This is a genomic window from Agrobacterium sp. AGB01, assembly GCF_014851585.1.
GTDB lineage: Bacteria > Pseudomonadota > Alphaproteobacteria > Rhizobiales > Rhizobiaceae > Agrobacterium.
This window is the reverse complement of record NZ_JACVAB010000008.1, coordinates 153,291-175,276: the sequence shown is the minus strand read 5'-3', so window position 1 is coordinate 175,276 and position 21,986 is coordinate 153,291. Positions and strand designations below refer to the sequence as shown.

Genomic DNA, 21,986 nt, shown 5'->3' with positions numbered 1-21,986 from the left:
CCCTTGTGGGAGAGGAAGAAAAATCACGGTCTTAGCTTGCTAAGTCGTAGATTTTTCAGGTGAGGGGTGTTGTTGTGACGCACCCGTACCCGCCGTCATACTTGGGCTTGTCCCAAGTATCTAACCACATCTCGTCAAACGAAACTGACATGGCTGGCGTGGTTAGATCCTCGCCACAGGGGCGAGGATGACGTTGAGACAGGTTGCAAGGTCAGCGGTTCTTGCCGCAAACACTCCCTCAGCCACCCTCATCCTCGTCCTCGGGCCTGACCCGAGGATCAATCACAGGCATCCAGCGGAGCGCGTCGGGGCGACATAAGAGCCCAATGACTTGGGCTTGCCTGGATCCCTGTGACAAGCACAGGGAAGAGGGAAGTCGTGGGTACCCACCGAACGACAAACAACCGCGTCAGGGATTGGGGCGGTGCATTTTGCGCCTTACCTCTACCCTTGTGGGAGAGGAAGAAAAATCATCATCTTAGCTTGCTAAGTGATAGATTTTTCAGGTGAGGGGTCCTGTTCTGCCTCACCCAGACTCGCCGTCATTCTCGGGCCTGTCCCGAGAATCCAATCACATCTCGTCAAATGAAACTGAAGTGGCTGGCGTGGATAAATCCTCGCCTCAAGGGAGCGGATGCAGGCCCGCAAATCCAGTATCCCACATCAACGCGACACGTCGCCACTGGCGAGGATGACGTCGTAAGAATGGTAGGCTCGAAGCCGCCGTGTATGCATCACACCAGCTTGGCCAGATATTGCGCACCATTAGGAGCATTGACCTTGCCGCCGGTGATGAAGAAGGCAAAGACGTCGCGCTTTTTCTGTTCCGGCTTGCGGTCTGGTGCCACCAGCGGCAGATCATCGGGCACACCGCCCGCCGCATAGGTTTTCAACCGGCCAGCCCAGTCCTTGATGTCCTTTTCCGGGTAACAGGTCTTGATATCGTCCTCGCCCTTTTGTAGTCGGCAATAGACAAAATCACCCGTGACATCTGGCAGCAGCGGATAATCGTGATGATCGGCGCAAACGACAGCCACCTTGTGTTTGGCCAGAAGGTCTATGAACTCGGGCACCATGAAGGTTTCGTTGCGCACTTCCACCACGTGCTGCAAAGTAAGTCCGTCCTGCTTTTCCGGCAGCAGTGCCAGAAACGCCGCAAAATCATCCGGCTCGAACTTCTTGGTTGGCGCAAACTGCCACAGGATGGGACCAAGATGGTCACCAAGCTCCGTCAGACCCTGCGTAAGGAACTTTTCCATGGAGTCACCGGCTTCCGCCAGCACCTTGCGGTTGGTGACATAACGGCTGGCTTTCAGCGAAAACACAAAACCGTCAGGCACTTCCGAGGCCCATTTGGCGAAGGTTGCCGGCTTCTGGCTGCCATAATAGGTGCCATTGACCTCAATGGCGCTCAACTGGCGGCTGGCATGTTCCAGCTGCCGTTTCTTGGCCAGTTTTTCCGGATAAAAAGTGCCTTCCCACGGATCAAAAGTCCAGCCACCAATGCCGGTTCTGATCGTGCCAGATGAAGCCGTCATGACAATTCCCCTTATTCTGCCGCCACCCGGGTTTTGCCCGGTCTGCGTTCCAGAAGCTCCTTCAGGAAGTGGCCGGTATAGGAGCGCTCTTCCTTGACAATGGTTTCCGGCGTGCCGGTTGCAACCACTTCACCGCCGCCGGTACCGCCCTCAGGGCCGATGTCGATCACCCAGTCAGCGGTTTTGATGACCTCGAGATTGTGCTCGATAACAACAACGGAGTTGCCCTGATTGACCAGCTCATGCAGCATTTCCAGAAGCTTGGCGACGTCGTGGAAGTGCAGGCCGGTGGTCGGTTCGTCGAGAATATAAAGCGTGCGGCCGGTGGAGCGTTTCGACAGCTCCTTGGCCAGTTTCACGCGCTGCGCTTCACCGCCAGACAGCGTGTTGGCCTGCTGGCCGACCTTGATGTAACCAAGGCCCACATCAAACAGCGACTGCAGCTTGTCCCGCACCGCCGGAACCGCCGAGAAGAACTCGACACCTTCCTCAACCGTCATGTCCAGCACGTCGGCAATCGACTTGCCCTTGAAGGTCACGTCGAGCGTTTCGCGGTTATAACGTTTGCCGTGGCAGACGTCGCAGGTCACATAAACGTCGGGCAGGAAGTGCATTTCAATCTTGATGACGCCGTCGCCCTGGCAGGCCTCGCAGCGACCACCCTTGACGTTGAACGAAAAACGGCCCGGCTGGTAACCGCGCGCCTTGGCCTCCGGCAGACCGGCAAACCAGTCACGGATCGGCGTGAACGCACCGGTATAGGTGGCCGGGTTGGAGCGTGGTGTGCGGCCAATCGGCGACTGGTCGATGTCGATCACCTTGTCGATGAACTCCAAACCGTCAATGCGGTCATGTTCGGCCGGAATTTCGCGCGCACCCATCACGCGGCGTGCCGCAGACTTGTACAAAGTCTCGATCAGGAAGGTGGACTTGCCACCGCCGGACACACCGGTGACCGCCGTAAACACGCCAAGCGGCACGGAGGCCGTGACGTTTTTCAGGTTGTTGCCGCGTGCGCCAACCACCTTGATTTCCTTGCCCTTTTTCGGCTTGCGTCGTTCCGCCGGCACAGGCACGCCCATTTCGCCCGACAGATATTTGCCGGTCAGCGAATTGGGGTTGTTCATCACGGCTTCAGGGCTGCCCTGGGCAATGACCTCACCACCGTGAATACCGGCGGCAGGACCAATATCGACCACATAATCGGCGGTCATGATGGCATCTTCGTCATGCTCCACCACAATCACCGTATTGCCGATGTCGCGCAGGTGCTGCAACGTGTCCAGCAGGCGGGCATTGTCACGCTGGTGCAGGCCAATCGATGGCTCGTCCAGCACGTAAAGAACACCGGTCAGGCCCGAACCGATCTGCGAGGCCAGGCGAATACGCTGGCTTTCACCGCCCGACAGCGTGCCGGAATTGCGCGACAGGCTGAGGTAATCTAGCCCCACATCATTGAGGAAGCGCAGACGTTCGCGGATTTCCTTGAGAATGCGCACGGCAATTTCATTCTGCTTGGCGCTCAGCGTCTCAGGCAGAACCTCAAACCAATCGCGCGCCGTTCGGATCGACATCTGCGTGACTTCGCCAATATGCAGCTTGTTGATCTTCACTGCCAGCGCTTCCGGCTTCAGGCGATAACCGGCGCAGGCCGGGCAGGGCGCTGCCGACATGTAACGCTCGATATCCTCACGCGCCCAGGCGCTGTCGGTTTCCTTCCAGCGGCGCTCGAGGTTCGGTACGATGCCTTCGAAATTCTTCACGGTCTTGTAGGAGCGTGCGCCGTCTTCATACTGGAATTCGATCTTGTCTTCGGTGCCCTGCAAAATGGCGCCTTTGGCCGCCGACGACAGGTCCGACCAGCGGCTGGACAGCTTGAAACCGAAGGCTTTGCCCAGCGCTTCCAGCGTCTGGTTATAATAGGGTGAGGTCGATTTTGCCCAAGGGGCAATCGCGCCGTCTTTGAGCGTGCGGTTTGGTTCCGGCACGATCAGGTTTTCATCCACCTTCTGCTGCGAACCAAGGCCATCACAGGTTGGGCAGGCACCAAACGGGTTGTTGAAGGAAAACAGCCGTGGCTCGATTTCCGGAATGGTAAAACCGGACACCGGGCAGGCAAATTTTTCCGAAAACAGCACCCGCTCATGGGTCTCGTTCAGGGATTTGTTGGCAGAACCACCGGCCGATGTTTCCTCGGCTGGCAGCGGCTTGTCGGCAAATTCGGCAATTGCCAACCCATCGGCCAGACGCAGACATGTCTCAAGGCTGTCTGCCAGACGGCTTGCCATGTCGGCGCGCACCACCGCACGGTCCACCACCACATCAATGTCGTGTTTGTATTTCTTGTCCAGCGCCGGCACATCGGCGATTTCATAGAACTGGCCATCGACCTTGACGCGCTGAAAACCCTTTTTCTGCAGCTCGGCCATTTCCTTTTTATATTCGCCTTTGCGGCCGCGCACGATTGGCGCCAGAATATAAAGACGGGTGCCTTCCTCAAACGCCAGAATACGGTCCACCATCTGGCTCACCGTCTGGCTTTCAATCGGCAGGCCGGTGGCCGGCGAATAGGGCACGCCCACACGCGCAAACAACAGGCGCATATAGTCGTAGATTTCGGTCACGGTGCCCACCGTCGAGCGCGGGTTGCGCGAGGTGGTTTTCTGCTCGATGGATATGGCCGGCGACAAACCCTCGATCAGGTCCACATCCGGTTTCTGCATCATTTCCAGAAACTGGCGCGCATAGGCCGACAGGCTTTCCACGTAGCGGCGCTGCCCTTCCGCATAGATGGTGTCGAATGCCAGCGATGATTTTCCGGAGCCGGACAGTCCCGTCATCACGATCAGCTTGTTGCGCGGCAGGTCGAGATCAATCCCCTTCAGGTTATGTTCTCGTGCACCACGGATGGAAATCGTTTTCAATTCGCTCATGACAAGGCTCGGAATATATGTTGGCGGGCAGGGTCGGGCACTTATGTAGTGCGGCCAAGCCCGGTGTCGAGTTTAATCGTATGGAATAGCTGCTTTTCGATTCTGTTCCGCTGGATAATAGAGATTTATTGGAACAAAGAAAGAACAAACTTGACGTGAAAGCAATCCCGGTGAATTGTATGCAAACATTCCTTGTGGATTGTGTGGCGGTAAAGGTGCCCATTGGCCACCTCTATGGTCTATGATCTCACCAGTTTTAGAAAAGAAAGTTTTCCGGGCAAAATGCACGGAGCAAGGATAACGAGATGGCAGGCAGTGTAAACAAGGTAATTTTGATCGGTAATGTTGGGGCGGACCCGGAAATTCGCCGCACCCAGGACGGACGCCCAATTGCCAATCTCCGTATTGCCACCTCCGAAACCTGGCGTGACCGCAACAGCGGCGAACGCAAAGAAAAGACCGAATGGCACACGGTTGTCGTGTTCAACGAAGGTCTTTGCAAGGTTATTGAACAATACGTCAAGAAGGGCGCCAAGCTCTATATCGAAGGCGCGCTGCAGACCCGCAAATGGCAGGACCAGACGGGCAATGACCGTTACTCCACCGAAGTGGTGCTGCAGGGCTTCGGCTCCACGCTGACCATGCTGGATGGACGCGGTGAAGGCGGTGGCGGCGGCAGCCGTGGCGGCGACTTTGGCGGCGGCGGCAATGATTACGGCGGCGGCTCCTCCGGTGGCGGTTATGGCGGTGGTTACGACCAGCAGCCAGCACGCAGCGGCGGCGGTGGTGGTGCACGCGGCGGCCAGCCTGCGGGCGGCTTCTCCAACGACATGGACGACGATATCCCGTTCTGATCGACCAATTGATCCCTATAAAAAAAGCCCGGCAAGCAAACGCTTCCGGGCTTTTTTATTGTCTGCACAGCCTGACAATCTCAGCTTTCAGGCTTGGCCAAAAACTCAAATACTGGCTCATAACTCACTGGAAAATTCACCGATCGGGCGATGAAACACACCTCGTGAATGCGGTGGTGCAGGGCAGTCGCGACTTCGATATCGGTGCCCTCAAGCACGGTAATCCGTGGCCGCAAAATGGCTGCGGTAAAACGCCCAGCACCGCTTTTTTCCACTTCGCCTGTCCCGACAGGGCTGTCCTCATAGGCCGTCACCACCACCTTGGCCTCCGAGGCGTAATGCAGGTACCACAACATGTGGCAGGCCGATAAAGCCGAAAGCAGCAGGTCTTCCGGGTTCATCTTGGTCGGGTCACCACCCAGCAACGGATCATTGGAACAATGAATGACCGCCTTGCCGGGCACGGCGACATCCCAGGTGCGGTCATAGGCGCGGTAACTGCTGGTGCCAGCGCCACGATTGCCGGTCCAGATAACAGCGGAGGTATATTCATGTGCCACAGGTCGATCCTTTTTCATAAGATTCGTATACGTGTATACACACTGAAAAAGGCCATGCCAATGCTGGCGGCAAGGAAGGGCCAGAGAAAGTCTGTTTGGCGGCACATGGACTTGTCCCCATGAGACATTTCAACAAACGGTTTTTTAAAGGCAATGTTAATGCATAAGGTGGGAACTATGTCCTCTGAGCAGGAGGAGCCTTTAGAATGCTGGCAGTTATTGACATCACTTCTTATTTAGAGGCGCAAGCAAAAGACCTTTCGATACCAGGAGTGGCTGACAGCATCGGAATCAGAGGTCAGGATGACCTCAAATTGCTCGAGCATTACCATCAAGGAAAGCACTACATTCTTCCTCGTCATAGTATAAAGTATTCCTTTATTCTGAATAAGGGCAGTGATGCACTCGCAGAGTGCTGGATTAACGCTGCAGCAAGCAGAAGAACATGTAGAGCGACATTCAAAGCATTTCTCGAGTGTCATTACGGAATACCAAAATCACATATCGACTTGAAGAAATATAATGTTGACCACCTACACGCCCTCGTGGTGGCCAATAGGATGGAACACGGGTATGTGAGACTTGCACTTACCGACGCCAGGGTTAACCAAGCATGGGGCAACTGGGAAAAGAACTACGCCAAAAACAACCAAGACGGACACGGACTATTAAGAAACATCAACCTTGCTCAAGTAGCCAAGCTTGCGGGTGTCCTGCCTCCTACCAACATCCCAACCGAAGAATACCTGCTAGATTTTCAAATAAGGACTGGCGGTGAAACCGACGATAACTCACTTACCGCTTTGATTGCTCTGTTAATGCGAGGGTTGCGCTTGCCTCCGGGCATGGACCCTACCGAATACGCAATGACACCAGCCATCGAACTAAATCGCAGGCTTAAAAGGAAAACTGAACTTGAGAAACGTCGTCAAGTGATGATTGATCCCGCTACAATACACATAGACCTCAATGATTTTAGAGAAAAGAAGACAAAGGTGAGGTAGTCATTGCGAGCTGTCTCGGATGGAACCGCTTTACCTTCTCCCAGCAATCAACCTAAGGTAAGCTCCAGGCTAATCAAACGGACGGGGGTCCTGGTATGCTACGCTTAGCGTTTCTTTTTGTTGTCATCATCGCGGCTCCTAACTCAGCGCTGGCATACTGCTCTGAGCCATATGCGAGCGTGACGTTGCCAAGTTCACCGGGTAGCTACAAAAAGCCCTCAGTCCCTTACTGCTTATCTGGCTATAAGTACTCGCGAACTCACACATGCGAAGACTGGGAGATTACAAGCTATCAGGACGATGTTGAAGAGTACCTAGAAGAGCTGCAAGACTACGCGAATGAGGCAGTTGCGGCAGCTAACAGGGCTATCACTTTTGCTAACAGTGCCAAGGAATATGCCAAGTGTGAAAGCGATGATGTTCTTGACGAGTTAAAATAGGGGCAGGAAGCTAGCATCAATCGAGGCAGTTTGATTACCTCCCTGCATCGATTGCCTGCCTATCTCGATTCCCCAAGAAGCTTAGCCCACTGCTGTCTCATGGCACCGGGTAACCAAGAATCTCACCGATCTGAGATAAGTAGCCTCTACTTTAATCTAAGACTCACGTGCAGAGCATTGCAGCACGTGCCTTTAAAGTCAGTGTAGTTGCAAAAGTTGTCGGACTCACTACCATGAGCAGCATGGAGAGCGAATAGAGGAGAGTATTCAGGTGTCCGATTGGTATGAATTGGAATGCCGTCCTCAAGGTATCGCCAAAACAAAAATGCCGCTCGATAACCTGTTGTCTTGGTTTGGAAAAGAGCTGAATTTCTGGACAGGTTTGTCAGCCCTTGACAGGGATTTGGTCGTAGCCAACAGGTCTTATGGGCGAACCAACATTACGCAAGTATATAGCCAACGTCTAAGCGGTATACTTTCTGATATTAGAGCTGGACACTTTGAGTCAGCTGACGATTTCGTTGAGGATGCTAAGCAACTTAACGTCATTTTGGCGCAAGGAGGCTTGGGAACAGCTCTATCGAATCTGATTTCCAAAAACCCTATTGCGGCGCAACGTCTTGCAATTATTTTTACCGATTCCATTTTGTCGTCGTTGCACAACGATGTAGCCGGTGACCTATATACACTGCGGTTTGCCGTTGAGTACAATCCCTTTTCAGTTACAACGGCTGATGTGGTGTCGTCTTCAGAAGCTCTCAGCAGAGCAAAGAAGGCTGAGAAGGATACTGATAAGGCCCTATTAGAGAATAGGGCGGCTGTGGAAGCGGGACGTCAAAAACTTGACGCCTACATAGAAGAGAAGACTATCGAGCTTCAGAAACTTCATGACCTCTACGAAAACTATCTGCTGTTGCAAGGCCCCTCTCGCCATTGGAAAGGTGTTGCCTCGACTGCGTCAAGTTATGCTGTGGGAGCTCTAATTCTTTTTGCTATAATGCTTTTAATCCCGACCATCGTAGTGTGGCTGAACTGGACCAATTTTTCTGGGTATATCGATCATGTAATAGATCTCACAAAGGGCAGCTTTTCGGTAGCGTCTTTAGTGATATTTACGATACCTGTGTTGGCATATGGCTGGTTACTCAAGCATGTTAGTAGAGTGTATACTCAGAACCTCGCGGTAGCAGCTGACGCTGAGCATCGCCGTGTCATGGCCATCACTTTTTTAGGCCTAGCAAAGAGGAAATCGGTAGGTGTGTCCGAGCAAGATCGTGCGTTAATCCTGAATGCCCTATTCAGGCCATCCCCTACAAGTGCACAAGATGATGGACCACCATCAGGACTTCTCGAACTGATCAAGAAATAGGATGTACAACACCTAAAAGGCGCATTCTGCTACCCGTTACGCGACGGACGCCGGCTTTGTTGCGGGACTGTCATGGATGCGACGCTGACATGAGCGTGTGAGAGCTATCTACCGTTGGCTCCAGCCAGCAAAACATGGCGTTTTGAGGAGCAGCAAGCCGCACAATTCCGCGCTATAAATCGTCATGATCAGCACGGCACGTCAAACTACTATCAACCGGGAATCGCGTCCTACTTAAGCGGCGGCTGCACAATGTCCGCTAGTGATAATTTACCAAACTGAAACGCAACCTGACAGGCTACCCCTCAGCCGAAACCTTGATATCCCGCGCAGCAAGCGCCTTTAGCAGCTTCGGACCAGGCTTGCTGTTTTCCAGTCCACTGATCGATTTCAGGTTTGGCAAAAGCTCCAGATCAGTAATCGCCTTGTTACTGACGGGAATAGCTTTATCGCCACTACCGGGGTCCCAGAAGGGGTAGAGGTGATAGATAAACTCGGACCCGCCGTTCAATCCGCTGGATTGATGCAAAGTTTCGACCTTGGCCAGCAGTTCGTCCGATATCGGCAGGTTCTTGAAGTAGGTCTCGACCTCCGGGATGATCTCGTAACCGTCAATCTCGACGGAAATTTCCCGCTTCTCATATTCCTTCGCAAACAGGTGGATATCGAATTGCGGCGTGAGCACTTTCTGCCGGTACATAAGCTCTTCGATGACCAGCAGCTTCAAGCCAAAGTCCTTGAACCGATTTTCGGATGGCTTGTGCGGGGGGTAAAGTTTCGGACGGTTTGAATAGTCCGCAGCCTCTTTGAGAAGCGCGCCAATGCGCTTAGTATAAGGGGTAGGGAGCTTCGTTTCGATAACCTTGAACGCCTTGCGGGTTGTTGCAGAAACGGCAAGCCGCTGCACGGCCTTGTCGCGACGTTTTCTATTCCAGGCGTCGAAATCACTCTGGATCAAATTAAGCGTTGCACGATGCGCCTGAAGGGTTTTTTCGTCGCGTTCGCGGTAGGTTTGTGCTGACGTGCCGAGATGGCTTTCATATTTGTTTTCCCGCAGCAGACGTTCGTAATTGGCGATGGTCGATTGCAGCAGAGCTTCAGCCTCTTGGCTCTGATATGTCTGGATATCCAGAGGCGTGAGAACAACCTCCTCCAGGAACTGGTCGAGCTGTTGCGCACTCCAGGACGATGCGTCGCTGAGAGCATGCTGCAGGATCGCGGCCGATTGCGCGTGCGCCGGTTTGCGTTTGTCGCTGTGGAACCTGAACATATCGTAAGCAAGGCCCGCAAGCAGAGGCGCTTCCTGCTGGCCTTTTTCCAAGATGTAGAACCGGATCAGCTCACCAGCTTCGCGGACTGCATCTGGATGCAGCATCAGGTGATCGGGCAGGAGAAAACTCTTATGGTCCGGGTAGGCCCGGTATATCCTAGGAACGAGCGTGGCTGCTTCGGTCCTCAATGTTTCGTCGTGGTTGCTATAAGGCTTGTGCCAATAATAAAGGTCGAGCATCGATGTCACGATATCGGCCCAGGTTCCCGTTCGTGTCCGGCTGAATTTGTCACTGACAACACTATTGGGTCGTTCGATTGCGCGGGCCAAAAGGTCGAGATGTTGGGCGTGCCGCTCACTCAGAATGCGCCATGCTTCTTCCTTGCCACCATGGCTGGCCACAGTTGTCGTGCCGGAAAATGCAAGAATGAAATTATAAGCTTTCACACCGCTAAGAGCCAAGGCGTCATTTTCACCGAGGAAGGCTTTGATCGTCGCAAAGTAGATATCGTACAGTCGTTCAACGTTGCCACGATCTTCGCTGATCAGTGATTTCCAGTTTTCCTGGGCGGTTTTTAGGGATCGGTAATCGTCTGGCTCATAGGTCTCTAGAAAATCCAGGCTTTCTTCAAACGTCATATCTACTCACAATCGATTTCGAACGGATTTGAAAGACGTGGCGCTGCATCAGGCAGTTCCCCACGAAAATAAGCTGTCCTATTGGACGCAACCCTATCCCGAAGCGCTTTGAGCCATCAAGGTAAAAAACGTGCGATATCAATGGTGGGTCAGGCGCAGATCGCTGGTCACGATCTGCGCGGCAACCTTCGAACTGCTTTCAGCCGAAAATCTCGGTCTGCTTCAGCGGCTGCAGCACGATGTCAACTAGGGCGGATTTACCAACCTGAAAGGCCACTTGGTATTCCGGGTCTTCCACCATCGCCATGAAGGCGGCACGGCTTGGATATTGCACCAGCAACACCGCATCCCACATTTTTACGTCGCCATCGGTCAGCACCGGCAGGCCATCGCCCCGAAACAATATTTTGGCACCAAAGCGCGCCAGGATCGGTGCTGCCATTTCAAGGTATTCGTGGTGCCGCTGCCGTCCGCCATCGGGGTCAAAGCGCAGCAGGTTCAACATGACGATGGGGCTATCATCCTTGGCAGACAGGAAGTCGGCGAGGGCGGTTTGATTGATCGTAACCATGGTTATTCCTTTGATGTGACACCGTGCGTGGGTTCAACATCAAGTTTACCGTGGCTGTTTGTCAGAAACTGTCAGCATTGAGCGCCAATCGCGATCCTGCTCACGCCAGCGTTTGATCAGCACAGGACGGCGCTCCGGGTACCGTTCGCTCAACACAGACGCTGCGCTAACACGGTCCACACGGAAGTGGCGAAAGCCGGCGCGATGCTCGCACCATGCCGCAAGAATGCGCACATCGTCGAAATAAACCAGCGCAATTGGCCAGATTGTCCGCTGCGTGACGCTGCCCTCAGCATCCTTGTAATCAATGGACATCTTCATCTGCCTGCGGATGGCGTCACGCATTGCCGCAACATGGGCCGGGTCCGTGCGTTCGGAAGCGGTCGCCGGTATCATCAACGGCACTGCTGTGGCGCTTGATGCCGCCTTGTCATTGCGCGCCGACAATATCTTCGCCATGGCGCTTTCGCCACTTTGCACAAGGGCAGGGTCGGCGCGTTGCTGCACCCATTCCAGCCCAAGCCGTATGGCGTCCAGCTCGTCGGCTGAAAACGCAAAATGCGGAAGAAAAAAGCCTTCTTTCAACAGAAAACCAACACCAGCCTGCCCATCCAAGGGCGCACCCAGCAGCCGCAAGGTTTCAATGTCGCGGTAAACACTGCGCTGCGAAACACCAAGCTCGTCTGCCAGTTCCTGCGCGGTCACCGGCGTGCGTTTGGCGCGCAGCACACTCAACATTTCAAACAGGCGGCTGGTTCTCGACATGGTCAACTCATTCCACGAAAGCGTGGCCCTGCGCAACGCCCGTGATGATGAGCAGCGCAATATCCAGCTATCATTGCTTGATCCATTTTTAGCGCATTTGTATACATGTGTACGCACGATAACACGCCACGCTCACGCCGCTGGCAAAGGAACCTGCAATGAACCTGACAGACCGCATCCGCGCCGATATCCTCAGCGGAAAATTTGAGGCCGGCGCTGTGCTGTCGCAGGTCGAACTGGCTGCACTTTATGGCGTCAGCCGCATTCCGGTGCGCGATGCGCTGCAAATGCTGGCAGGCGAAAAGATCGTTGAAGTCCTGCCCGGCAAAAGCGCACGCGTCGTCAGCCTGTCGCGCCACAGCCTGGATGAAATCTTCGACCTGCGGGTGATGCTGGAATGTGATCTTTTGGCCCGCGCCATCAAACAGGCGACAGCGGCAGACCTTGTTGAGATCGACTATGCGCTGAAAAAATCGTCGCTTGAGGCCGGGCGTCCCGGCTGGCAGGCCGGGGACTGGCTGTTTCACCAGACATTATATGCCCCAGCCGGACGCCACCGTCAGCTGGCCATCATAGAGGAGCTGCGCACCAGCTGCATTCTCCACGCCACAGGTTATCAGCAGCTGGCAACGGAAACCGCCCGCTGGCTGGATGACCATGAGCGGCTGGTCGCCGCCTATCGTGCTGGCGATAGCGATACCGCCTGCGCCATATTGCGCGACCATATTCTGGCCGCGCAGACGCAACTTCGCTAAACGCACAGCGAAGGGGCGGGCAGGTGGCCTGATCACCAAATGACACCCTAACGAGCGAAGTCCGCTATCGGCCGAAAGCGGTCATCACACCTCATGCGTATGTCTTGGCATAGATGAAAATCCTGACGTTCAGTTCGGCGACAAACCAGCTCTCGGCACTGAATGAACATCCGTTAAAGCAAATGAAGATCCACTTGACAGACGAACCATTGCAGAGCATTGTACCGATCAGTAAAGAAATTACTCATCGGTACACTCTATTGTCTTGGAAAGGATTTTGTCATGTCTCGCCCTCCACTTCCTCCATTCACTCTTGAAAGCGCTATCGAAAAAGTTCGCCTGGCCGAAGACGGTTGGAACACCCGCGATGCCGCCAAGGTCGCGCTGGCGTATACGCTCGACACACGCTGGCGCAACCGCGTTGAATTCGCGACAAATCGGCAAGAAGCTCAGGCATTCCTGACACGCAAGTGGAACAAGGAGCACGAGTACCGCCTCATCAAGGAGCTCTGGGCGTACACCGGCAACCGCATTGCAGTTCGCTACGCTTATGAATATCGTGACGACAGTGGGCGTTGGTTCCGCGCTTATGGTAACGAAAACTGGGAATTTGCAGAGGACGGTCTGATGGCGCACAGGCACGCAAGCATCAACGAAATGCCAATTGCGGAAAGCGATCGTTTGTTCCATTGGCCTCTTGGCCGTCGACCGGACGACCACGCTAGCCTCAGCGATCTGGGCCTTTAACAATGGCACGAATGGTCGCGGAAAGGTCCGACACCATAGCCCCATTGGCCGAAGTGTTCCGCGAACATGGCTATGAAGGAGCAAGCCTTGCTTTGATCAGCAAGGCTACCGGTCTCGGCAAGGGCAGCCTCTATCACTTTTTTCCACTCGGAAAGGAAGAGATGGTTCAGGCTGTACTCGCCGAAATCGAAAGATGGTTCGAGGATGCCGTGTATTCCCCTCTGCGCAACGGGAGCGATGCAAATGCGGCTATCGGTGACATGCTCGATTCCACGGACAGATATTTCAAGTCCGGTGAGCGCGTGTGCCTCGTCGGTGCATTGGCGGTCTCCAACACGCGTGACCTCTTCGCCAAAGCTATCCGAGGTTATTTCGCAGCTTGGATAGACGCATTGCAGTCAGCGCTTGTTCGGCGGGGCATGGAGGCTGGTCAATCACGCATCCTTGCGGAGGAAGCCGTTCTTTCTATCCAGGGCGCAATTGTTCTTTCCAGGGCGATGGATGATCCAACCGTCTTTCAACGCGCAATCAATCAGCTTCGGGAGCGATTAATCGCGGATTAGAGGATGTGCGCTTCTGGCGCCAAACGGCCGTTCACGCCAGATTGAAGGCCGATTTGATACCATCCACCACGAACTGCACGGAAAGGGCCGCCAGAATAACGCCGAGCAGGCGGGTCAGAATGGCGCGGCCGGTATTGCCAAGGAAGCGGTCCATGCGGTCGGCAATGGCCAGCGCCAGATAGACCACCAGAAGTGTAAAGGCGAGCACGGCCAAGAGAATGGCCTTGTCGAGATAGGTCTGCATGGAACCGGCAATCAGCACGGTGGCGGAAATGGCGCCGGGCCCGGCAATCAGCGGGATGGCCAGCGGAAACACCGCCAGATTATGAATGTGGTCCTTGGTGATGGCGATGGTCGAGGTCTTTTCCTTGCGCTCCTGGCGTTTTTCAAAAATCATCTCAAACGCGATCCAGAACAGCAGCAGACCACCGGCAATGCGGAAGGCACCAAGCGAGATGCCAAGCAGTTGCAACACAGCGGCACCAAACAGCGCAAACACCGCCAGAATGGCAAAGGCAATCAGCGTGCCGCGCAGCGCCACCTGAGAGCGCTGGGCGCGCGTCATGCCAGCCGTCAAGCCAAGGAAAACCGGGGCCAGACCTGGCGGGTCCAGCGTAACGAGCAGGGTGGTCAAGGCATTGAGCAATGTTTCTCCGCTAACCATTTTGTGTCCCTTTCGTTACGTCATGCTATTAATTTCGCCCCGAAAACTGCCTGACTCTCGCCTTCTTGTCGCGCATTTTCTCAACCAAAGGCCACAAAAGCGTTTTCACCTTGCAAATGCCGCAAAAGGTTGTTCAAAACTCTCCGTGAAATTGGCGCTATGCGGCTCTTTCCGCTATAAAAATCCATCCGATTCTTAAAATAGAATGTGATCTGATTTGACTGAGCATAGCCCTACTGGCGGAGGAAAACTTCCTCCCGGAATCGAACCGATTTCGATTATGGAAGAAATGCAGCGGTCGTATCTCGATTACGCGATGAGCGTTATCGTTAGCCGTGCTCTTCCTGATGTGCGTGACGGCCTCAAACCCGTGCATCGCCGCATCCTTTTCGGCATGTCGGAACTCGGCATCGACTGGAACAAGAAATACGTAAAATGCGCCCGTGTAACCGGTGACGTGATGGGTAAATTCCATCCACACGGCAACTCGGCCATTTACGATGCGCTGGCCCGTATGGCGCAGGACTGGTCCTTGCGCCTGCCACTGATCGACGGTCAGGGTAACTTCGGCTCGATCGACGGTGACCCGCCGGCGGCTGAACGTTACACCGAGTGCCGCCTGGAGAAGTCGGCGCATGCGCTGCTGGATGACCTCGACAAGGAAACGGTTGATTTTCGCGAGAACTATGACGGCACGCTGAAAGAGCCTGTTGTCGTTCCCGCCAAGTTCCCGAACCTTCTGGTCAACGGTGCCGGTGGTATTGCGGTGGGTATGGCCACCAACATTCCGCCGCACAACCTGTCTGAAGTGATCGACGGCTGTATTGCCCTGATGGACAATCCGGCCATTGACCTGTTGGACCTGATGCAGATCATCCCCGGTCCGGACTTCCCGACCGGTGCGCTCATTCTTGGCCGTGCCGGCATTCGCTCCGCTTATGAAACCGGCCGTGGCTCGGTTATCATGCGTGGCCGTGCCACCATCGAGCCGATGCGCGGCGACCGCGAGCAGATCATCATCACCGAAGTTCCCTACCAGGTGAACAAGGCAACGATGATTGAAAAGATGGCCGAACTGGTCAAGGACAAGCGCATTGAAGGCATTTCCGACCTTCGTGACGAGTCCGACCGTCAGGGCTACCGCGTGGTTGTCGAGCTGAAGCGCGACGCCAATGCCGAGGTTATCCTCAACCAGCTTTACCGCTACACGCCGCTGCAGACCTCGTTTGGCTGCAACATGGTGGCGCTGAATGGCGGCAAGCCGGAGCAGCTGACACTTCTTGATATGCTGCGCGCTTTCGTGGCCTTCCGCGAAGACGTCGTCAGCCGCCGCACCAAGTACCTGCTGCGCAAAGCCCGTGACCGCGCTCACGTCCTGGTGGGTATGGCCATTGCCGTTGCCAATATCGACGAGGTCATCCGCGTTATCCGCAGTGCGCCAGATCCGGCATCTGCCCGTGAAGAGCTGATGACCCGCCGCTGGCCGGCCGCAGATGTGGAAAGCCTGATCCGTCTGATCGACGATCCGCGCCACCGCATCAATGACGACAAGACCTATAACCTGTCGGAAGAACAGGCTCGCGCCATTCTCGAATTGCGTCTGGCCCGTTTGACGGCTCTGGGTCGTGACGAAATCGGCGACGAGCTGAACAAGATCGGCGACGAAATTCGCGATTATCTGGAAATCCTGTCATCGCGGGTTCGCATCCAGCAGATCGTCAAGGACGAGATGATCGCCATCCGTGACGAATTCGGCACCCCACGTCGCAGTGAGATTGTCGAAGGTGGTCCTGACATGGACGATGAAGACCTCATCGCCCGTGAAGAAATGGTCGTGACCGTATCGCACCTTGGTTACATCAAGCGTGTGCCGCTCACCACCTACCGTGCGCAGCGTCGCGGCGGCAAGGGTCGTTCCGGCATGGCAACGCGCGATGCAGACTTCGTCAACCGTCTGTTCGTGGCCAACACCCATACCCCGGTTCTGTTCTTCTCCTCGCGTGGCATCGTCTACAAGGAAAAGGTCTGGCGCCTGCCAGTTGGCACGCCACAGTCCAAGGGCAAGGCACTCATTAATATGTTGCCGCTGCAGCCGGGCGAACGCATCACCACCATCATGCCGCTTCCAGAGGATGAAACCACCTGGGAAACGCTGGATGTGATGTTCTCCACCACACGCGGAACGGTACGCCGTAACAAGCTTTCCGACTTCGTGCAGGTGAACCGCAACGGCAAGATCGCCATGAAGCTGGAAGAGGACGGTGATGAAATCCTGTCCGTTGAAACCTGCCGTGGCTCCGATCCGGTCGTCAACCAGCCGGGCGATGACGTTCTGTTGACCACAGCGCTTGGCCAGTGCATTCGCTTCCCGGTCGATGACGTCCGCGTGTTTGCCGGCCGTAACTCGGTTGGTGTGCGTGGCATTTCGCTGGGTGCAGAAGACCGCATCATCTCCATGACCATTGTTGGCCATGTGGATGCCGAGCCTTGGGAACGTGCCGCTTACCTCAAGCGATCCGCGACTGAGCGCCGTGCAGCCGGTGTCGATGAAGACGATATTGCGCTGGTGGGTGAAGAAGTTACCGAAGAAGGTCAGCTCAGCGATGAGCGTTACGAATACCTGAAGAACCACGAACAGTTCGTGCTGACGGTATCTGTAAAGGGCTTCGGCAAGCGTTCTTCCTCCTACGACTTCCGCACATCCGGCCGTGGCGGCAAGGGTATCCGTGCAACGGACACCTCCAAGACCACGGAAATCGGTGAGCTGGTTGCAGCCTTCCCGGTTGAAGACGGCGACCAGATCATGCTCGTCTCCGATGGTGGCCAGCTGATCCGCGTGCCGGTCAACGGCATCCGTATCGCCAGCCGTGCCACCAAGGGTGTCACGATCTTCTCAACTGCCAAGGATGAAAAGGTTGTGTCCGTGGAGCGCATCAGCGAGCCGGAAGGTGAAGATGACGTCGAATCGGAACTTGATGCCGATGCCGTTGTCGACGGTAGCGACACCCAGACGGAAGCATCGGACGAATAAGGTCTGAACCCATGTTTTGCTAAACAAACACCCCGTTTATCCCCCAGGATAGACGGGGTGTTTTTGTATCAGGCGTAGCCGCGAGACTTCGCCGCGAGACATGGCCGCAAGACATCGCTGCCTGTTTTGGGGAAAACCGAGGTGCAGCAGATTTTAAGTCTGGCGCCCCTCAAAATGGCCACAGACATCACGGTAAGACAGGCAGCGAAGGGCGAGGGGAGATTGGATGCCGGAAAAACAGAAGCTGGTTTCAGGACTGTTTCTCGTGAAGTCCGTCATCTTTCTTGCCGTGCTGGCCGGTGCCGCCACTGTCGCCAATCTGGCGGTTGGCTGGTACGGGCAAAGTGCCAAGGCGGTGGGCCACACCACATCAACAGACAATTTTGAGATTTCCATCGGTCAGGACAGCTTGAGACTGGCCGCCAATACGATTCGATTCGACACCCAGCGTAAATCTGGCAAGACCGAACGGGTCGATATGTACCTGACCTGGCCGCAATTGGCCGGTTACGCGCAAGAAAACCAGGACCTGTTTGATGCGAAAGCCGACAGCAACAGGGTTATTTTCCTGCAACTGTCGCAAAGCACCATGTCACGCGATATGTCCGGCCGGTTTGAGGCCATCTATTCGCATCTGGTGCAGGGTGAGCCGCAGGACATTAAGTTCGGGCTGAAACTTTACCGCTTCAAACCGGACGCCGGTTATGGCGACGAGGTGCTTTTGACCGCAAAACGTGACGGTTTGCCGGATTATGTCGTGCGTTGCCTGATGCCAACGCCGCAGCGTCCGTCCACCAGTGGTGACTGCCAGCGCGACGTGCGGTTAGGCCAGGACCTCACCGTACTCTACCGTTTTCCGGTCAGTCTTCTTAACCAATGGCAGGCACTGGACGACGGCATCGTTAACTATCTGCAGCAGCGCATTCAAAGCGAAAAACCTGAATCGAATTAACGGTTTCGGCGAATTTTAGCTTCATTTTACCGGTCAAAGATACGTTTCATAAACCAGTTGGTAACGCAGTGGCACTAAAGTCACAAAAATTGAACGGTCGGGCGGGGGATGTGTCCGGGCGGAACATCAAGATGCAAATAGTGAGTTTAGCTGTGCCAAAAACGGTTAGAGTATTGTCCGAAAAAGGCTCCTCGATGTCTTTCCTTAAGGTTTTCATGTTTGTGCTGGCCTCGGTCTTTGCGACCTCGTGCTCTGTGCAACAGGCGTCTGCAAATCCCAAATATGCTGGCATCGTCATTGATGCCAAAACCGGCAAGGTTTTATATAGCGATGATCCGGATGGCTTGCGTTATCCCGCATCGCTGACAAAGATGATGACGTTGTACCTGACGTTTGAAGCGTTGAGTGCAGGTCGCATCTCTCTCGATAGCAAAGTGCCGGTTTCGGCCAATGCATCCAAGGAACCCCCATCCAAACTTGGCGTTCGTGCCGGTGGCACCGTCACCGTCGAACAGGCCATCAAGGCACTGGTAACACGTTCTGCAAACGACATGGCAACGGCTCTCGGTGAGTTCATTGGCGGTTCGGAAGATCGTTTTGCCCGCATGATGACCAACAAGGCACGCGCCCTTGGCATGACCCGCACAACATACCGCAACGCCCACGGTCTGCCAAACACAGCACAGATGACGACAGCCCGTGACCAGGCCCGCCTTGGCATTGCGCTTCGTCAGCATTACCCACAATATTACCATTACTTTTCAACGCGTTCGTTCCAGTTCGGCAAGCAGACAATCGGTAACCACAACCGCCTGCTTGGCAACGTTGCCGGCGTTGATGGCATCAAGACCGGTTACATCCGTGCAGCTGGCTTCAACCTCGTAACCTCGGTACAGATTGATGGTCGTTCGATCGTTGGTGTTGTTATCGGCGGTACATCGGGTGCAAGCCGTGATGCACAGATGCGCAAGCTGGTCGCGACCTACCTGCCAAAGGCATCGCGTGGCGCCAACAGCAACCTCATTGCCAACACACCATCTGCTGATGTTGGTAACACCGCTGTAGCATCCGCTTCGGCTGCATCCGCCGCGTCGCGTATGGATCTGCCAAATGCCGGCCCGCTGCCACAGGCCCGTTACGAAAACGAAGTTGCCAGTGCCTTTGCACCAACATCGTCCCGTGCCGCCGTACAGGCCATGGAAGCTGCAACCCGCCCTCAGGCACCAGTACCGGCACCAATGGTTCCGCCGGCTGCTATTGCCCAGAGCCGTCAGGCTGCTGCTGTTGATATTGATGAAGTTACCACGTCTTCCACCCGCCAGGCTTCCGGTTGGGTTATCCAGATCGGTGCTTCTCCGGACAAGAATTCCGCCATGGCCCTGTTGCAGAACGCACAGGACAAGGGTGGCAACGTTCTTAACGCCGCAACCCCCTTCACCGTCGCTTTCAGCAAGGATGGTGCTCAGGTCTACCGTGCACGCTTCGGCGGGTTCACTGACCAGAACAAAGCAGTCAATGCCTGCAATGCATTGAAAAAGAAGGGCATCAGCTGCTGGGCTTCCCTTCAATGATTATCAACTGCTGGCATGACGTTGTTCTCGACATGCCAGTGCCTTCCTCGACTTGTTCTGCGTAACGAGGTTCAAAAATGGCAAGCAACGAAAACTACTCTGAAGCAATGACAACCGCACCCGTACAAAGAGGTAACTCGGTTTTGCACCCTCTGCATGAGGTGGCAATGCGTATTGCTGACGTTGGCCTGAATAGATCAAAAGCCAAGACCAAGGATCTGGTCAATCTGCTTCTGTGCCACGGTGCACGCGCATGGCGCAACAACCAGCCAGAAGCCAATATACACCTGCATATTTCGGCGCGTTATGGCCGCGCGCCCATCAACATCCGCATCCGCTAACACCAGGCGGTGAGGAGAGGCGGGTTCCGCCAAATGATTTCAAAAGGCACGTTTACTGGTTCACACCTGAGCGTGCCTTTTGCGTTTCAGCGATTGCCCGAGATGATCAGGCCGCGATCCGCGGATAGTGTGTTCTGATTTTGCTGATGTAATGCTGGCCGGGAGACGGTGCTGCGCACATGGCAGTGGCTTCAGCTTCCGGTACATCACGGAAATTGCGCTCTTCTCCGTTCTTGAAGCAGATACGGAGCTGCCCGTCTTCAGGGCTGAAATAGACCGACTTGATGATTTTCGATGTGACAGCAAGTTGTTTCATTTTTTTATTTTCCCTGTTTTGACGTCACCTTACACAGCGGACCCAAATATTCCGTCAAACAGGGTGGTGAACGGTTGTTTAAGTCAAAACACCGCTTTCTAGGTATCTCACACTGCCTCCTTGCGTTACGTAACCTTACGTCACGGCGCGGTGTAACCCAGCGTACACAACCAAATCACGTCATCCGGTTCTGGAACGAATAGGGCGCCGACACGTTTTCCAGCCTCCAAATCGGCACATTCAGACCGATACCCCATCACCCAACGGAGGAAGTCATGCAAACACTGGCAGAACTGTTCGAGCATACCCTGAAAGACGTCTACTACGCGGAAAACGCGATTGCGAAAGCACTGCCCAAAGTGTCGAAGGCGGTCAAAAGCGCCGAGTTCAAAAAGGCGGTTGACCACCACTTGGAAGAAACCAAGGGCCAGATCAAGACCCTCGACAAGGTGTTCAAGACCATCAACGTCAAACCCGAAGGCGTCAAATGCGATGCGACCGATGGCCTGATCAAGGAAGCCGAAGGCATCATGGAAGAAGCCAAAGGCGTGGCGCTGGATGCCGGTCTGCTCGCGGCCTGTCAGGCGGTCGAACATTACGAGATTGCTCGTTACGGTTCCCTGCGTGAATGGGCAAAGGTGCTGGGCAATGAAGAAGCACATGTGCTGCTGAGCGAAATCCTCGATCAGGAAAAAGCTGCCAACAGCAAGATGACCAATCTTGCCGTCACTGCCATCAACAAGTGATAGCGATCTCCTGAAAACCAAAGCCGCCCTGAGACATCAAGGCGGTTTTGTCTTTGCGATATGCAGGCGAGGGCGGATCACTCCCAGCGCCGGTTATTCCTCAGAGTACCGTGCCAAACTCCATGATGGGTTCGATCAGCGCCAGAAAGGCGTCACAGTCTGCCTGTCCCAACCAGCCGGCACAAATGGCATCCGCCCGGCCATGGCTATCGGCAAAAGCCAGATCGACAAACACCTCATCATCGAGCGCGTCGACCGTATCGACACCGCGACACGCACTGGAGACCGCTTCCGTCCAGAAAAGGGCAAACGTTTTGAGGACTACCTGAAAACCTTGCCCTGACCGGCAATCACCAC

The 21,986-nt window shown here is 54.9% G+C and carries 20 protein-coding genes; 12 read left to right on the top strand and 8 right to left on the bottom strand.

The window, feature by feature from the left end:
- Positions 1–734: 734 nt before the first annotated feature.
- Together IB237_RS23175 and uvrA are read right to left on the bottom strand one after the other, a co-directional pair.
- Entirely contained in the window at positions 735–1,538 is an 804-nt protein-coding gene (locus IB237_RS23175; protein ID WP_192491089.1) for a DUF72 domain-containing protein, read from the bottom strand.
- Between the two features lie 11 nt (positions 1,539–1,549).
- Positions 1,550–4,471, bottom strand: a complete 2,922-nt coding sequence (uvrA, locus tag IB237_RS23170) for an excinuclease ABC subunit UvrA (RefSeq protein WP_192491088.1) — start codon at positions 4,469–4,471, stop codon at positions 1,550–1,552.
- A 305-nt stretch (positions 4,472–4,776) separates the two neighbouring features.
- On the opposite strand from uvrA, the gene IB237_RS23165 reads away from it, so the two are divergent.
- Positions 4,777–5,325, top strand: coding sequence for a single-stranded DNA-binding protein (locus IB237_RS23165; RefSeq protein ID WP_192491087.1), 549 nt, complete (start codon positions 4,777–4,779; stop codon positions 5,323–5,325).
- A gap of 80 nt (positions 5,326–5,405) precedes the next feature.
- Here IB237_RS23165 and IB237_RS23160 read toward each other — a convergent pair whose 3' ends face one another.
- Positions 5,406–5,885: an OsmC family protein gene (locus tag IB237_RS23160; RefSeq protein ID WP_192491086.1), complete on the bottom strand. Its 480-nt coding sequence runs from the start codon at positions 5,883–5,885 to the stop codon at positions 5,406–5,408.
- Between the two features lie 206 nt (positions 5,886–6,091).
- Between IB237_RS23160 and IB237_RS23155 the strand changes: the two genes are divergently transcribed.
- Complete coding sequence (locus IB237_RS23155; protein WP_192491085.1) at positions 6,092–6,889, top strand: hypothetical protein; 798 nt, start codon at positions 6,092–6,094, stop codon at positions 6,887–6,889.
- A 711-nt stretch (positions 6,890–7,600) separates the two neighbouring features.
- Positions 7,601–8,698 carry a DUF6161 domain-containing protein gene (locus IB237_RS23150; RefSeq protein WP_192491084.1) on the top strand — a complete coding sequence of 366 codons (1,098 nt, stop codon included), beginning with the start codon at positions 7,601–7,603 and terminating at the stop codon, positions 8,696–8,698.
- Positions 8,699–8,996: 298 nt separating this feature from the next.
- Here the strand turns inward: IB237_RS23150 and IB237_RS23145 are convergent, their stop codons facing one another.
- From IB237_RS23145 to IB237_RS23135, 3 genes are all read right to left on the bottom strand, one after another.
- The gene (locus tag IB237_RS23145; protein ID WP_192491083.1) at positions 8,997–10,607 is read right to left on the bottom strand and encodes a hypothetical protein; all 1,611 of its coding nucleotides are present in this window, start codon (positions 10,605–10,607) and stop codon (positions 8,997–8,999) included.
- Between the two features lie 199 nt (positions 10,608–10,806).
- Positions 10,807–11,178 (bottom strand): DUF1330 domain-containing protein, encoded by a 372-nt coding sequence (locus tag IB237_RS23140; protein WP_192491082.1) that lies wholly within the window; start codon positions 11,176–11,178, stop codon positions 10,807–10,809.
- Positions 11,179–11,223: 45 nt separating this feature from the next.
- Positions 11,224–11,943, bottom strand: coding sequence for a YafY family protein (locus IB237_RS23135; protein WP_192491081.1), 720 nt, complete (start codon positions 11,941–11,943; stop codon positions 11,224–11,226).
- Between the two features lie 158 nt (positions 11,944–12,101).
- Here IB237_RS23135 and IB237_RS23130 point away from each other — a divergent pair, with 158 nt between their 5' ends.
- The 3 genes from IB237_RS23130 to IB237_RS23120 all read left to right on the top strand — a co-directional run bounded on the left by IB237_RS23130 (position 12,102) and on the right by IB237_RS23120 (position 14,008).
- Positions 12,102–12,698 (top strand): GntR family transcriptional regulator, encoded by a 597-nt coding sequence (locus IB237_RS23130; protein WP_192491080.1) that lies wholly within the window; start codon positions 12,102–12,104, stop codon positions 12,696–12,698.
- A 282-nt stretch (positions 12,699–12,980) separates the two neighbouring features.
- Complete coding sequence (locus tag IB237_RS23125; RefSeq protein WP_192491079.1) at positions 12,981–13,445, top strand: DUF1348 family protein; 465 nt, start codon at positions 12,981–12,983, stop codon at positions 13,443–13,445.
- A 2-nt stretch (positions 13,446–13,447) separates the two neighbouring features.
- Positions 13,448–14,008, top strand: coding sequence for a TetR/AcrR family transcriptional regulator (locus IB237_RS23120; protein ID WP_192491078.1), 561 nt, complete (start codon positions 13,448–13,450; stop codon positions 14,006–14,008).
- 31 nt (positions 14,009–14,039) lie between these two features.
- Here the strand turns inward: IB237_RS23120 and IB237_RS23115 are convergent, their stop codons facing one another.
- Positions 14,040–14,672 (bottom strand): MarC family protein, encoded by a 633-nt coding sequence (locus tag IB237_RS23115; RefSeq protein WP_192491077.1) that lies wholly within the window; start codon positions 14,670–14,672, stop codon positions 14,040–14,042.
- A 217-nt stretch (positions 14,673–14,889) separates the two neighbouring features.
- Here IB237_RS23115 and gyrA point away from each other — a divergent pair, with 217 nt between their 5' ends.
- From gyrA to IB237_RS23095, 4 genes are all read left to right on the top strand, one after another.
- On the top strand, positions 14,890–17,703 hold the full coding sequence (gene gyrA, locus IB237_RS23110) for a DNA gyrase subunit A (RefSeq protein ID WP_192491076.1): 2,814 nt from the start codon (positions 14,890–14,892) through the stop codon (positions 17,701–17,703).
- Positions 17,704–17,929: 226 nt separating this feature from the next.
- Complete coding sequence (locus IB237_RS23105; protein ID WP_192491075.1) at positions 17,930–18,655, top strand: hypothetical protein; 726 nt, start codon at positions 17,930–17,932, stop codon at positions 18,653–18,655.
- Positions 18,656–18,849: 194 nt separating this feature from the next.
- Positions 18,850–20,226 (top strand): D-alanyl-D-alanine carboxypeptidase, encoded by a 1,377-nt coding sequence (locus tag IB237_RS23100; protein ID WP_371815392.1) that lies wholly within the window; start codon positions 18,850–18,852, stop codon positions 20,224–20,226.
- A 77-nt stretch (positions 20,227–20,303) separates the two neighbouring features.
- On the top strand, positions 20,304–20,567 hold the full coding sequence (locus tag IB237_RS23095; RefSeq protein ID WP_192491073.1) for a hypothetical protein: 264 nt from the start codon (positions 20,304–20,306) through the stop codon (positions 20,565–20,567).
- Positions 20,568–20,673: 106 nt separating this feature from the next.
- Here IB237_RS23095 and IB237_RS23090 read toward each other — a convergent pair whose 3' ends face one another.
- Positions 20,674–20,883 (bottom strand): KTSC domain-containing protein, encoded by a 210-nt coding sequence (locus IB237_RS23090; RefSeq protein WP_192491072.1) that lies wholly within the window; start codon positions 20,881–20,883, stop codon positions 20,674–20,676.
- A 275-nt stretch (positions 20,884–21,158) separates the two neighbouring features.
- On the opposite strand from IB237_RS23090, the gene IB237_RS23085 reads away from it, so the two are divergent.
- Both IB237_RS23085 and IB237_RS23080 read left to right on the top strand, forming a co-directional pair.
- Positions 21,159–21,629, top strand: a complete 471-nt coding sequence (locus IB237_RS23085) for a ferritin-like domain-containing protein (protein WP_192491071.1) — start codon at positions 21,159–21,161, stop codon at positions 21,627–21,629.
- 202 nt (positions 21,630–21,831) lie between these two features.
- The gene (locus tag IB237_RS23080; protein ID WP_210324072.1) at positions 21,832–21,972 is read left to right on the top strand and encodes a hypothetical protein; all 141 of its coding nucleotides are present in this window, start codon (positions 21,832–21,834) and stop codon (positions 21,970–21,972) included.
- Positions 21,973–21,986: the final 14 nt, after the last annotated feature.

Bases quoted from the DNA above. Each gene is read 5' to 3' on its own strand.
- IB237_RS23085 (WP_192491071.1), top strand. From the start codon at position 21,159: ATGCAAACACTGGCAGAACTGTTCGAGCATACCCTGAAAGACGTCTAC.
- IB237_RS23090 (WP_192491072.1), bottom strand. From the start codon at position 20,883: ATGAAACAACTTGCTGTCACATCGAAAATCATCAAGTCGGTCTATTTC.
- IB237_RS23135 (WP_192491081.1), bottom strand. From the start codon at position 11,943: ATGTCGAGAACCAGCCGCCTGTTTGAAATGTTGAGTGTGCTGCGCGCC.
- IB237_RS23105 (WP_192491075.1), top strand. From the start codon at position 17,930: ATGCCGGAAAAACAGAAGCTGGTTTCAGGACTGTTTCTCGTGAAGTCC.
- IB237_RS23140 (WP_192491082.1), bottom strand. From the start codon at position 11,178: ATGGTTACGATCAATCAAACCGCCCTCGCCGACTTCCTGTCTGCCAAG.
- IB237_RS23125 (WP_192491079.1), top strand. From the start codon at position 12,981: ATGTCTCGCCCTCCACTTCCTCCATTCACTCTTGAAAGCGCTATCGAA.
- IB237_RS23145 (WP_192491083.1), bottom strand. From the start codon at position 10,607: ATGACGTTTGAAGAAAGCCTGGATTTTCTAGAGACCTATGAGCCAGAC.
- IB237_RS23115 (WP_192491077.1), bottom strand. From the start codon at position 14,672: ATGGTTAGCGGAGAAACATTGCTCAATGCCTTGACCACCCTGCTCGTT.
- IB237_RS23080 (WP_210324072.1), top strand. From the start codon at position 21,832: ATGGCTATCGGCAAAAGCCAGATCGACAAACACCTCATCATCGAGCGC.
- IB237_RS23155 (WP_192491085.1), top strand. From the start codon at position 6,092: ATGCTGGCAGTTATTGACATCACTTCTTATTTAGAGGCGCAAGCAAAA.
- uvrA (WP_192491088.1), bottom strand. From the start codon at position 4,471: ATGAGCGAATTGAAAACGATTTCCATCCGTGGTGCACGAGAACATAAC.
- IB237_RS23100 (WP_371815392.1), top strand. From the start codon at position 18,850: ATGTCTTTCCTTAAGGTTTTCATGTTTGTGCTGGCCTCGGTCTTTGCG.
- IB237_RS23120 (WP_192491078.1), top strand. From the start codon at position 13,448: ATGGCACGAATGGTCGCGGAAAGGTCCGACACCATAGCCCCATTGGCC.
- IB237_RS23175 (WP_192491089.1), bottom strand. From the start codon at position 1,538: ATGACGGCTTCATCTGGCACGATCAGAACCGGCATTGGTGGCTGGACT.
- IB237_RS23095 (WP_192491073.1), top strand. From the start codon at position 20,304: ATGGCAAGCAACGAAAACTACTCTGAAGCAATGACAACCGCACCCGTA.
- IB237_RS23130 (WP_192491080.1), top strand. From the start codon at position 12,102: ATGAACCTGACAGACCGCATCCGCGCCGATATCCTCAGCGGAAAATTT.
- IB237_RS23165 (WP_192491087.1), top strand. From the start codon at position 4,777: ATGGCAGGCAGTGTAAACAAGGTAATTTTGATCGGTAATGTTGGGGCG.